The 12,082-nt window shown below is 61.7% G+C and carries 13 protein-coding genes; 7 read left to right on the forward strand and 6 right to left on the reverse strand.

From position 1 onward, the window contains the following. Positions 1 to 9: 9 nt before the first annotated feature. The 4 genes from MU449_RS08980 to MU449_RS08995 all read right to left on the reverse strand — a co-directional run bounded on the left by MU449_RS08980 (position 10) and on the right by MU449_RS08995 (position 3,031). Positions 10 to 867 (reverse strand): SDR family oxidoreductase, encoded by an 858-nt coding sequence (locus MU449_RS08980; protein ID WP_244737688.1) that lies wholly within the window; start codon positions 865 to 867, stop codon positions 10 to 12. A 272-nt stretch (positions 868 to 1,139) separates the two neighbouring features. Continuing rightward, entirely contained in the window at positions 1,140 to 1,961 is an 822-nt protein-coding gene (locus tag MU449_RS08985) for a manganese catalase family protein (RefSeq protein ID WP_244737689.1), read from the reverse strand. A 39-nt stretch (positions 1,962 to 2,000) separates the two neighbouring features. Further along, positions 2,001 to 2,498, reverse strand: coding sequence for a YciE/YciF ferroxidase family protein (locus MU449_RS08990; protein WP_244737690.1), 498 nt, complete (start codon positions 2,496 to 2,498; stop codon positions 2,001 to 2,003). 17 nt (positions 2,499 to 2,515) lie between these two features. Next, positions 2,516 to 3,031: a ferritin-like domain-containing protein gene (locus MU449_RS08995; RefSeq protein WP_244737691.1), complete on the reverse strand. Its 516-nt coding sequence runs from the start codon at positions 3,029 to 3,031 to the stop codon at positions 2,516 to 2,518. 348 nt (positions 3,032 to 3,379) lie between these two features. Here MU449_RS08995 and MU449_RS09000 point away from each other — a divergent pair, with 348 nt between their 5' ends. From MU449_RS09000 to MU449_RS09015, 4 genes are all read left to right on the forward strand, one after another. Continuing rightward, positions 3,380 to 4,027, forward strand: coding sequence for a dimethylsulfonioproprionate lyase family protein (locus tag MU449_RS09000; RefSeq protein ID WP_280517736.1), 648 nt, complete (start codon positions 3,380 to 3,382; stop codon positions 4,025 to 4,027). A gap of 55 nt (positions 4,028 to 4,082) precedes the next feature. Beyond that, a complete protein-coding gene (locus MU449_RS09005; protein ID WP_244737693.1) occupies positions 4,083 to 4,538 on the forward strand; it encodes a DUF2243 domain-containing protein in 456 nt (151 codons plus the stop codon). Between the two features lie 38 nt (positions 4,539 to 4,576). Next, complete coding sequence (locus MU449_RS09010) at positions 4,577 to 5,329, forward strand: cytochrome c oxidase assembly protein (RefSeq protein ID WP_244737694.1); 753 nt, start codon at positions 4,577 to 4,579, stop codon at positions 5,327 to 5,329. Between the two features lie 672 nt (positions 5,330 to 6,001). After that, on the forward strand, positions 6,002 to 6,526 hold the full coding sequence (locus tag MU449_RS09015) for a hypothetical protein (protein WP_244737695.1): 525 nt from the start codon (positions 6,002 to 6,004) through the stop codon (positions 6,524 to 6,526). Between the two features lie 373 nt (positions 6,527 to 6,899). On the opposite strand, the gene MU449_RS09020 is transcribed toward MU449_RS09015, so the two are convergent. Beyond that, the gene (locus MU449_RS09020) at positions 6,900 to 7,211 is read right to left on the reverse strand and encodes an ETC complex I subunit (protein WP_244737696.1); all 312 of its coding nucleotides are present in this window, start codon (positions 7,209 to 7,211) and stop codon (positions 6,900 to 6,902) included. A 114-nt stretch (positions 7,212 to 7,325) separates the two neighbouring features. On the opposite strand from MU449_RS09020, the gene uvrB reads away from it, so the two are divergent. Both uvrB and MU449_RS09030 read left to right on the forward strand, forming a co-directional pair. Beyond that, positions 7,326 to 9,506: an excinuclease ABC subunit UvrB gene (uvrB, locus tag MU449_RS09025; protein WP_244737697.1), complete on the forward strand. Its 2,181-nt coding sequence runs from the start codon at positions 7,326 to 7,328 to the stop codon at positions 9,504 to 9,506. A gap of 72 nt (positions 9,507 to 9,578) precedes the next feature. Further along, positions 9,579 to 9,719 (forward strand): entericidin A/B family lipoprotein, encoded by a 141-nt coding sequence (locus MU449_RS09030; RefSeq protein WP_244737698.1) that lies wholly within the window; start codon positions 9,579 to 9,581, stop codon positions 9,717 to 9,719. A 36-nt stretch (positions 9,720 to 9,755) separates the two neighbouring features. Here MU449_RS09030 and MU449_RS09035 read toward each other — a convergent pair whose 3' ends face one another. Further along, on the reverse strand, positions 9,756 to 11,189 hold the full coding sequence (locus MU449_RS09035; RefSeq protein WP_244737699.1) for an NAD-dependent succinate-semialdehyde dehydrogenase: 1,434 nt from the start codon (positions 11,187 to 11,189) through the stop codon (positions 9,756 to 9,758). 141 nt (positions 11,190 to 11,330) lie between these two features. Between MU449_RS09035 and MU449_RS09040 the strand changes: the two genes are divergently transcribed. Then, positions 11,331 to 12,080, forward strand: coding sequence for a RibD family protein (locus MU449_RS09040; protein WP_244737700.1), 750 nt, complete (start codon positions 11,331 to 11,333; stop codon positions 12,078 to 12,080). Positions 12,081 to 12,082 lie beyond the last annotated feature (2 nt).

The raw sequence follows: 12,082 nt of genomic DNA on the forward strand, positions 1-12,082 counted from the left end.
GCGATCTCCTCAAATGATGGGTTGTCCGCCGGTGATCGCTATCGTCGCGCCGGAGGTGTAGCTGGAGCGGGGATCGGCCAGCATCACATAGGCCGATGCGAGTTCGGCCGGCTGCCCTGCCCGCTTGAATGGGACCTGCTTGCCAAAATTCGCAACGCTGTCCGCCGGCATCGTGGACGGAATCAGCGGCGTCCAGATCGGACCCGGCGCCACGCAGTTTGCACGGATGCCTTGCTCCGCCAGTCCTTGAGCCAGTCCGGCGGTGAAATTCTGGATCGCCCCTTTGGTCGTTGCATAAGCCAACAGGCCGGGATTCGGTTTGTCAGCATTGATCGACGTCGTGTTGATGATCGACGAACCCGGTTTCATATGTGGCACGGCAGCCTTGGTTAGGTAGAACATGGCGTGGATGTTCACCGCAAACGTCAGCTCCCACTCGTGATCAGGAATATCCGTGATGCTGTCAAACGTAGCTTGATGGGCCGCGTTGTTTACGAGGATGTCGAGGCCGCCTAGCTCTGCCATTGCCGTTTCTATTATAAGGCGACAATGCGAAGGGTCCTGTATATCGCCTGCCACCAGCACCGCCTTCCGCCCTGCATCGCGCACGAGCTGCGCGGTATCTTCGGCATCGGCGTCTTCGTTCAGATACGAAATAAGGACATCCGCACCTTCACGCGCATAGGCAATGGCAACCGCGCGGCCAATGCCGCTGTCTCCGCCGGTGATAATTGCTTTCAATCCGGCAAGACGATCCGAGCCGGTGTAGCTATCCTCACCATGATCGGGGCGCGGCTCCATGGCATCGGTGACACCTGGCATGTCCTGCTGCTGCTCGGTTTGTGGGGGTTTCGGATAGTCGGTCATCGGTATCTCCGATTCTGTATTTTAAATGCTTATGCAGCCGAGAAGGGGCGTCGCCGAACCCTTATCACCATCACAGTGCGATGCTGATAACCCGGCCATCGCGCCCGGGATCAAAGGCAACCATGGTCGGGCCCAAGCTGGCGAAAGTCAGGATTCCGCAAAACTTCACCAGCCGGCCTAAATTCCACGTCAGCGCTTTCTCAGCGCCATCTTGATCCGATAGATGACGTCAGACAAACTAACGGTGATGTCGCGATCCACGGCTGTTCGTGTCACATCTGTTCGGATTGGGCACCGCTATTCGGCTTCGCCTTTCCAAGGTCAGGCACCTGCGACGAGGGCTCCAGAACACCCGTGGTGAATTGGCCCTTTCCGTCAATGGATGGGCCATCCGACCACCGTCCCGAAGCCGGCGCGCTGCCATCCGCCTGAAATCCGAGATAGGCGTAGCTGAACTTGGTGTTCTCTTCGGCCTGCGGGTGGCTGTTGGGAATGGGAAACGCGGCCGTTCCGCCCAGCTCCTCGAGCGCGGCCATCCACTGGTTCTGGTGCATGGTGTCACGCGCGATCAGATACTGAAGCATGTCCTTCATGCCCGTATCGTCGGTCATGTTGTAAAGCCTAACCGCAAGGGTGCGACCCGTGGATTCCGCGGCGATATTGGCAGTCATGTCGGCGGCGATATTCCCGCTGGCATAGATGTGGGACATGTCGAACGGCACGCCGTCACTGTCCACCGGCATGGCCGACAGCCCCGACGACAATAGGTTTTTCAGGTTCAGTCCGCCCATGACCGCGCCGACTGCTGCGTCCTTCGCCATCTGCTCCTTGAGGCTGAGGGGAGCGCCCTCAAGGTTCATGGCCACCGCCGTTGCCAGCATCTCGATATGGCCAAGCTCCTCTGCGGCGGTGTTCATGAGGAGATCGCGGAACTTCGGATTTCCCCGCGCGCCGCAGGCCTGGAAGAAATACTGCATGGCCACGCGGATTTCGCCTTCAACGCCCCCGATCGCCTGCTGCAACGCGCGAGCAAACAATGGGTTCGGCGCATCGACGCGCACAGGGTATTGCAGTTTATTGTCGGTATAGAACATAGGAATTTCCTGTCTTTGCCGTATGCAAATAGGGGCAGATCACGCCGCGTTCTGGGCCGCCGCGTTGATGACACCGTTCGCCAGATCCGAGAGCTTCTTATCCGTCGCCAACTCTTCCTGCAGAGTGGCATCCAGCAGCTTTGCAGCGTCATCCATGCCAAGCTCGACAGCCCACGCCTTCAATGATCCGTAGCGCGAGATTTCGTAATGCTCGACCGCCTGCGCGGCTGCCAGAAGGCCGGCATCATGGGCCGGGCTTCCTTTGAATTCTTCCATGATCTCCTGCGCTTCAGAGATAATCCCCTCGATCGCATCGCAGGTCTTGCCCCGGGGGCGCTTGCCGATCATGTCGAACACCTGCGTCAGACGTTCGAGCTGGGTTTGCGTTTCGTCCTCATGCGTCTCAAATGCCGCCTTAAGGTCGGACGATTGGGCCGCGCGCGCCATTTTACGCAGGTTCGTCGTCAGTTTTCGCTCAGCATAGTAGATGTCTTTCAGGGTTTCGTGGAACAGCGTGTCGAGCGTTTTGTCAGCCATTTGGGTCTCCTTCGGTATCAGATGTCGGCGCGCTGATCGCTGGCCGACAGGGCGATGTATTGACGGACCACGTCGGGCAGACTGTCCTGAATCGCGGCGGCCATCCGCCGCTCTTCGTCAAGAGTCTGCTCAAGCAGCGGGATCGCGGCGGCGGCCCCGGCTTCCTCCGCCGTAGTGATCAGGGCGGTGTATGCGGCGATCTCAAAATTCTCGAACGCGAAATTCGCCATCGAATTTTTCAAGATTTCGTCGCTGGCCATTGAATGGGTTACGGCAGCCATAGATCCGGTGAATGACAGCGACACGTCCTTCAGCGTCGATGCGCCTTCGGCGACACCGTCCAGTATCTCATCCAGCCGCGCGATCTGGCCTTCCGTTTCGCGTATATGCCTGTCGAGCATCGCCGACACGTCGGGATAATGCTCCAACCGTTTTACTTGAGGTTCCATGATGGAAAGCGCCTGCTTTTCCATTGCGTGTGCATTGCGCAGACCGTCGACAAAGATGTCGCGGGCCGAAGCTGTGCTGGTCATGATGATCTCCCCTTATGCCGAGTCAACTTAAGGTAGAGAGGAAGGTTCCTGCATTTGTGATTGAGGGCGTGAGCCGGAGGCCTGTTCAGCAAAGGTCCGCCCATCCAATATCCGGACGTCCTCATAACAGAGCCCCCGGGCATCTGACGATCCTGCCCTCCCCGTCGCGAACGTCCTTTGACAAAGCGAACCATGTCAGGGCCGTCTCATCCTTCGGCGTGACTCAGACGCAAATCGCAATAAGCGGCATGGGGTGGCTTCGCGGTGATTTCGGAACATTCGGCGGCGCGGGGGAGTCTGAGGCTTATGACCTTATGCCTCTCATCGATCCAATCCCTCGCCACCGCCATGTTGGCCAGTTACCGCACAAAAGCCACGTCAGGTATTGGACCATCAGGGTCTCTCCATGAAACCGCGCGCCTGCTTGAACATGTAAACTGGAGGGCTGGCTTCGCCTCCGCGCCGACATCCGCAGCGCATTCCGTGCCCGCCCTGCGTCACCTTCCCATAGCTTTGGCCCGGATGGGCGAAGGCGCAAGCCCGGACATGCAGGAGGCCGTGCGCGCTGTCATCGGCTATGCCCTATGGCAGACCTTTTATGCCGACAGCGACTGGACGCGTCCGTTTCTGGCGGACATCGCCTGCGCCACTCTCGTCGGTCCGGCTGGCATCGTGCGATCCGATGAAGTGGCCCTTGGCCTGTTTCTGCTCGGCCCCCATACAACCTATCATGAGCACGCGCATGGGCTGGACGAGGTCTATCACGTGGCTTCTGGGCGTGCGGAGTGGCGTTTCGATCATGAGCTTAACCGCCAAGCATTCGGACTAGGCGAGATCGTGCACACGGAGCGTGATCAGCGGCACGATATCCGCACCGGCACCGCACCCATCTTGTGCCCCTACACTTGGACGAATGATCCGGCAGCGGTAACCTATCACCGCATTGACAGACCCTGGGGCGTGGGCAAGGTGGTCGAGCCGCCGCTCGTCGGATAAGATCGATCCTACCTTGCGCGCTTTCGAGCACCTATGAAGGTCAGCTGGAGAATTCATGACATCATACGCCCCCTGCCCCACACGCAGGTCACGTTCCTTTACCGCCGGCCTGCCGCTTGGCATCGGTATGATGGCGGCCATCGACGAGATCGTGTTCCATCAGCTTCTGGCATGGCACCACTTCGTTGATCGGGGAACCTCTGCCTTTGCGCTCGTCTCGGACGGCATACTGCACGCAGGAGAGCTGATCTTCATGGTCCTCGGCTTTTTCCTGTTCGGGCGTCTGTGGCGGGACCGTGCGTTGGACAAGCGATCCGCATGGGCCGGCTTCCTTACAGGGCTGGGAGGTTTCCAACTGTTCGACGGCGTTGTGAACCACAAGCTTCTGCGCCTGCACCAGGTCCGCTACGTTGAGACCCTCTGGCTCTATGATCTCGTCTGGATCGGCACGGGGGTCACGTTGCTTATGGCTGGACTTTGTCTTGCCCGCCGATTTCCCAGCTTACGATGACCGGACACCATCATACCGTTCCGCAGGATGCGTCCGTCATGGCGATCCTTTTCATGCTTCTACCGATTCTTGTGCTGGCGGCATACGCCATCGCCGCAAAGCGCGACGGCACGTGGCCCGCCCTGCGGGGTTGGAGCTTTACCCTCGGCATCGCGATGATTGTGGCAGCCATGTCATCCCCGGTGCAGGATTGGGCCCATAGGGATCTGCGAGGTCACATGGCACAACATCTTCTGCTCGGGATGTTCGCGCCTTTGGCATTTGCACTTGGCGCGCCGGGAACATTGCTTTTGCGTCGCGTTCCGGTAGGCGTCGCGCGGATGATTGTGGCTTTTCTGGGATCCGTGCCCGTGCGGGCAATTCTGCATCCGGTCACCACAGCTGTCCTGAATGTCGGCGGCATGTATGCCCTCTACCTCACGCCTTTCTTTACGACGTCGATGTCCGATCCGGTCCTATACATCTTCATTCATGTGCATTTCGTCGTCGCGGGATACCTCTATGTCTGGTCCATAGCGGGACCGGATCCTGCACCACATCGCCCGGGCTTCGGGATACGCCTTGCCGTCCTGATCCTCGCTACCGGAGCGCACGCGACGTTGGGCAAGCTCATGTATCTTCATGCCCGACCCGCAGGAACCGGAGCTGACCTTGCCACCGTGCAGCAGGCCGCGCAGTGGATGTATTACGGCGGCGATCTCGCCGAAGGTCTTCTCGCCGCCGCATTCTTCGGCCTATGGTTCCGTCGCCAAGCCGGTTCGCGGCCGAGGGCGCTTTCGACAATGACGTGAACAGGCCCAAGACCTACATGTTTGGTAACTGCGTTACCGGATGACACATTCGTTCTTGCCATTCCGCAGTTAATAAGTGAAATCCATTCCACATCAGCGAGCACCACACATAGTGCGTAGGGTCAGGACCCATTGATTTTGAGTCTCGCGCTGGTTCAGTCGGCCTCTAAAGCCTCGGTCTTCCTCCACCATTGGTAGAAAGGCTCCCGTAGCAAGACCATCGAAAACTGAGCCTTTCCAGCCGACTTCGTTTTTTGGCGAGTAGGGCTGCCGGACGTTTCCTCGATGCGTTCTGCACAGGATCATTGCCAGTGCTACACCCTGTGCTACACTTGTCACACCAAACTGTCACATCGCGGACGAACCCGAACCTATAAATCGCAGCAAAATCAACATCTTATTGCTGAGGTCTTGCGGCATCCGGCCCCTACCGCCGGAGCCAAAATCCCACTAACGTGTTGATTTGGTCTAGACACTCCGTCCTCCGGGACAGAACTGGTGAGATTTGTGTGACACCCTGTCACTCGTGTGACAGGGATCGGCGTATCCGCCTCCAGCTCTAAAGTTGGGGTGAGATAAGAGATGTCCAAGAATTTGATCACGAGGTTCGGCTGGTATCATTACCGGCGGAGAATCCCCGCCCGTTCAGGAGGCGGTTTCCTCCAGATCCCCATGATGACCGACAAGCACGTGGAGGCTCGACGCCTGACGGCGGTTCTTTCCGTTGAGCAAGACCGGGCCTTCGGATCCGGACTGGGCCCTGCCGACGTCCGGCAGGCGCTGCATGAGATCGCCGTTCGTGAAGCTTCCCTCGCCCGCCTCGGTATCGCCTCGATCCCGGCTCACGCAGAGCCCCGTGCCCCCGCCCTACCGCCGGCGCCGCCCGGCTTTGATCCGGACATCTCCGCCGTCGTGGAGCGCCTCCTAGGGCGCAAGGCGGAAGACGGCGTAGGGGTCGCCCAAGCGACTCAGATCCGGGCTGTGGCGAAGGTGACGCCGACATCATCGCCGGCGAGAATGTCGATCACCGACCCTCATCTCGACGACGACGCCACGCCTCTCAGCCTGATCGAGGCTGACATCCGGGCATCCCGTGACATGGGAGCGATCATGATCCACGGTGGAGACGCCTTGAATAACTGGCCGGAAAACGGCCGTCTGGCAACCGCAACCCCGAGATCGTCAGACAGATACTGAGGGCACCGCGGCGGGGGGCATCACGATCATTGTTGTCGCTGGAGGGCACGCATGACGTGCCGACCATGTCTTCTCGTCGAATTGAAGATGAAGTGGGTATCGCTCATCCCCGATTGCATCAGGATGTGTCAAACCCCTCGGCACTTCAGGACAGAATCTTCGGCAAAGCAAAGTTCAATACGTTGCAGATAGAGAAGGTCGGACGTCGGTCCCATCCGCTCCGCCACAATTGCCTTACGCGTCGGCTTGTCGCCGCCCCCCGATTCATCCGTCAGCTGCAGGTTCGGACGCCACCCGTCCGCGTAATTCCCGCAACTTGGGACACACGCCAACCGGCGCGCGCCTTTTTCGTGACGACATTCGGCCAGAAGGCTCAGTGCGTCCACGGGCCCTTGCGGGTGGTGGAAAAGTTGTCGCCGTATCCGCCGGGACGGATGTTCGGCTTGCGGATCTGTTCGGGCTGCACCTCCACCTCGATGCCGTTCTCGCGGGCATAGGTCTCGGCCGCCTCGCAGGTGTCGAAGCGCAGGCGGACCTGACGCTGCGTGTCGTCCGAACTGGTCCAGCCCATCAGGGGGTCGATCTCGCGCGCGGTTTCGGGGGCGTAATCCAAAACCCACTGCTTCGTCTTGGCCTGTCCGGACTGCATGGCCGTTTTCGCTGGCTTGTAGATTCGCGCGCGCATGTCGTTCCCCTCTCGTTGCCGCCATATGTGTCCATCGGCCCCCACATGGCAAGGGTCGCATCTTGAACCGGAACAAAAAAGGGTCAAATGTCCCCTGCGACAAAGGACCGTTTCATGCCCCACAACAACACCAATCTGCCCATGCACCGTCCCGACGTGCTGACCCGTCCGAAGCTGGAAGGCGGCAAGCGGTTCGTGATGAGCACCCCGTTCGAACCGGCGGGCGATCAGCCCACGGCCATCGTCGAACTGGCTGACGGCGTGAAGCAGGGGGAGCGGGATCAGGTGCTTCTGGGGGCGACCGGCACGGGAAAGACCTTCACGATGGCCAAGATCATCGAGGAAACGCAGCGCCCCGCCATCATCCTTGCCCCGAACAAGACACTGGCGGCGCAGCTTTATGGCGAGTTCAAGGGCTTCTTTCCCGACAATGCGGTGGAATACTTCGTCAGCTACTACGACTACTACCAGCCCGAAGCCTATGTCGCGCGGTCCGACACCTATATCGAGAAGGAATCCCAGATCAACGAACAGATCGACCGGATGCGCCACTCGGCCACCCGCGCGCTTCTGGAGCGTGATGACGTGATCATCGTCGCCTCGGTGTCGTGCATCTATGGCATCGGCTCGGTCGAGACCTATTCCGCCATGACGCAGGATCTGATCGTGGGGGAGAATTACGACCAACGCGAAGTCATCGGCGAGATGGTGGCCCAGCAATACCGCCGCAACGATCAGGCCTTCACCCGCGGCAGTTTCCGCGTGCGCGGCGATGCGGTGGAACTCTGGCCTGCCCACCTGGACGATCGGGCATGGCGGTTCAGCTTTTTCGGCACCGAGCTGGAAAGCATCGTCGAATTCGACCCGCTGACCGGGGCCAAGACCGACAGTTTCAAGCAGATCCGCATCTATGCCAACAGCCACTACGTCACGCCGCGCCCGACGATGAAACAGGCGGTGGACGGCATCAAGCACGAGCTGCGGATCCGGCTGGAGCAGCTGACCTCCGAAGGCAAGCTCTTGGAGGCGCAGCGTCTGGAACAGCGCACCGCCTTCGACATCGAGATGCTGGAGGCGACGGGCGTCTGCAACGGGATCGAGAACTACTCCCGCTATCTGACAGGCCGCGCACCGGGGGAACCGCCCCCGACCCTGTTCGAATTCATCCCCGACAACGCCATCGTGTTCGCCGACGAATCCCACGTGTCGGTCCCGCAGATCGGCGGCATGTACAAGGGCGACTATCGGCGCAAGTTCACGCTGGCCGAACACGGATTCCGCCTGCCCTCCTGCATGGACAACCGCCCGCTGAAGTTCGAGGAGTGGGACGCCATGCGCCCGCAATCCATCTTCGTGTCGGCCACCCCCGCCGCGTGGGAGCTGGAGCAGGCGGGCGGCGTGTTTACCGAACAGGTCATCCGCCCCACCGGCCTTCTGGATCCCAAGGTGGAAATCCGCCCCGTGGACATGCAGGTGGACGACCTTCTGGATGAAATCCGGCGCGTGTCGGCCCAAGGGTTGCGCACGCTGGTCACCGTCCTGACCAAGCGCATGGCCGAGGATCTGACCGAATACTTCCACGAACAGGGCATCCGCATCCGCTACATGCACTCCGACATCGACACGATCGAGCGGATCGAGATCCTGCGCGACCTGCGTCTTGGCGCGTTCGACGTGCTGGTGGGCATCAACCTGCTGCGCGAAGGGTTGGACATTCCCGAATGCGGGCTGGTGGCGATCCTGGACGCCGACAAGGAAGGCTTCCTGCGGTCCGAGACGTCGTTGATCCAGACCATCGGACGGGCGGCGCGGAATGCCGACGGGCGGGTCATCATGTATGCGGACCGCATCACCGGCAGCATGGAACGCGCCATGGGCGAAACCGAACGGCGGCGCGAAAAGCAGATCGCCTATAACGAGGAACACGGCATCACGCCGCAAACCGTGCGCAAGAATGTGGAGGATGTTCTGGCGGGCTTGTGGCAGGGCGACACCGACCAAAGCCGCGTGACGGCCAAGGTGGACAAGCCGATGATCGGCTCCAACCTCGCGGCTCATCTGGACGCGATCCGCCTTCAGATGCGCAAGGCGGCGGAAAATCTGGAATTCGAGGAAGCCGCCCGACTGCGCGATGAGGTGAAGCGCCTGGAAGCGGTGGAGCTGACCGTCGCCGACGATCCCATGGCCCGCCAATCAGCGGTGGAGGAAGCCCAGGACGCAGCCCTCGCCGGGGCCGGACGCTCCACCGCCGGGCGGGCCGGACAACGCGGGGGCAACAAACGGCGAAAGCGCTGAAGCATATGTGATGGAACCTTGGCGACGCGCCCCGCGTTCGGCCACGCAACGACATACAAAGGGATGTTTCACATGCGCAAACTGACGCTTCTTCCGATCCTCGCCCTCGCCGCTCTGGCCGCATGCAACACGGTCGAAGGTGCGGGCCAGGATATCTCCACCGCCGGTTCCGCGATCAGCCAAAGCTCGCGCGAAGTGGCCGCACAGCCCTGAGCAAAAAGGCCGGTCGCAAGACCGGCCTTTTTCAAATCAATGCGCGGTCGACACGAACCGCGTGTCCAGATAGGCGGCCACCGCCTCCGACCCGCCTTCGGTGCCGTAACCGCTGTCCTTGATGCCGCCGAACGGAACCTCGGGCAAGGCCAAGCCCAGGTGGTTGATGGTCATCATCCCCGTCTCGACCTCGCGGCCGATCCGTTCCACCGTCTCATGCCCACGGGCATAGGCATAGGCCGCCAGACCGAACTCCAGCCGATTGGCCTCGGCGATCATCTCATCGAGCGAGGCCATCTTGTTGACGATGGCGACCGGGCCGAACGGTTCTTCGTTCATGATGCGCGCCGATTGCGGCACATCGGCCAGAACCGTCGGTTCGAAGAAATAGCCCTTGTTGCCGATGCGCTTGCCGCCCGTGACCAGTTTCGCGCCCTGATCGACGGCGTCGGAAATCAGTTCCTCCATCATCGGAATGCGGCGTTCATTGGCCAGCGGGCCCATCTCCACCCCGTCCTCGAACCCGTTGCCGACCTTGACCTTCTGCAGGCCCGACGAAAACGCATCAAGGAAACTATCCCCGATCTTCTGATCGACAAGAAAACGCGTGGGCGACACGCAGACCTGACCCGCGTTGCGGGTCTTGTGCACGATCATCTGCGCCGCCGCCTTTTCCCAATCGGCGTCGCCCGCGATCAGGACGGGGGCATGGCCGCCCAGCTCCATCGTCGCGCGCTTCATGTGCTGCCCGGCCATGCCCGCCAGCAGCTTGCCGACCGGCGTCGATCCCGTGAAGCTGATCTTGCGGATGACGGGATGCTTGATCAGATATTCCGAAATCTCGGCCGGGACGCCATAGACGAGGCCGATGACCCCGTTCGGCACGCCCGCATCGGCAAAGGCGCGGATCAGTTCGGCGGGGGATGCCGGCGTTTCCTCCGGGGCCTTTACGATGATCGAGCAGCCCGCGGCCAGCGCCGCCGACAGCTTGCGCACAACCTGATTGATGGGGAAGTTCCACGGCGTGAACGCGGCCACCGGCCCCACCGGATGGCGCACGGTCATCTGCTGCACCCCCGGCGCACGGGCCGGGATGATCTGACCGTATTGGCGACGCGCTTCTTCGGCGAACCAGTCGATCGTGTCGGCCGCGCCCAGCGTTTCCATCTTGGACTGCGCGACGGGCTTGCCCTGTTCGCGCGTCATCATGGCGGCGATGGTGTCGGCACGTTCGCGCAGGATTTCCGCCGCGCGGCGCATGATCTTGGACCGATCGAAGGCCGACATCGCCTTCCATGTCGCGAAGCCGCGCAGCGACGCGTCCAGCGCCGCGTCCAGATCGGCTGTGCGCGCCCAGGCGACGTGGCCGATGGTTTCCTCGGTCGCGGGGTCGACGACGGGAATGGTCTCCCCGCCACGCGCGGCGGTCCATGTGCCATCGATGAACAGCTGAGTATCGGGATACGTCATGTGACCTGCTTTCCATATGCGGCGCCGACGCCGCTCTGTTCCGGGACGGGGTGAACGTGGTCCCTGCATCCGCCCGCGTCAACCCGATTTGACGCACAGGTCGCCAAAGCTATGTGACAGGCATCCCAACGAGGTTTCCGCGTGCATCCTGTGAACGTCCTGCCCGAAGACTGGTCAACCCTTTTGGCGAACCGCGACGGGGGGGATCGAAGGGTTTCCGGGCCGACGGGGCGGATCTATGGCCCGCTGGCCGGGCGCGGCGGCGCGTTCGTTCTGGCGCAGGTCGGCCAATCGCTGGACGGGCGCGTCGCGACCGAAGGCGGGGACGCGCGCGACATCTCCGGGCCGGCGGGCCTTGCGCATCTGCACCGTCTGCGCGCCCTGTCCGATGCGGTGATCGTGGGCGCGGGCACGGTAACGGCGGACGACCCCCGCCTGTCGGTGCGGCTGGTCGATGGCCCCGATCCGGTGCGGGTGATCATCGACTGTCATGCCACGGTCCCCGATACGGCGGGGATTTTCCACGACGGCGGGGCCCCGGTGTTCATCGTCACCTGCGCCACGTCGTCCCGCACCTACCCCGCCGGGGTGACCGTGCTGCCCTTGTCGCAAGCGGAGAACGGCCTTGATCCACGCGATATCCTGGCCGCGCTGGCGGCGCATGGCCTGCACCGGATACTGGTCGAAGGGGGCGCGCGCACCATCGCGCGGTTCATGACCGCCGGATGCCTCGATCGTCTGCATGTGACCGTGGCCCCCCTGATCATCGGCGCGGGGCCCGCCGGCCTGTCGCTGCCGCCGGTGGCGTCCCTGACGGCGGCGCAGCGCCCGACGATGGAGGTTCACGATCTGGGGGGCGATATCCTGTTCGATTGCGCCCTCCGCCCCTGACG

The sequence above is a fragment of the Falsirhodobacter halotolerans genome (assembly GCF_022899245.1).
In the GTDB taxonomy this organism is placed as follows: domain Bacteria; phylum Pseudomonadota; class Alphaproteobacteria; order Rhodobacterales; family Rhodobacteraceae; genus Falsirhodobacter; species Falsirhodobacter halotolerans.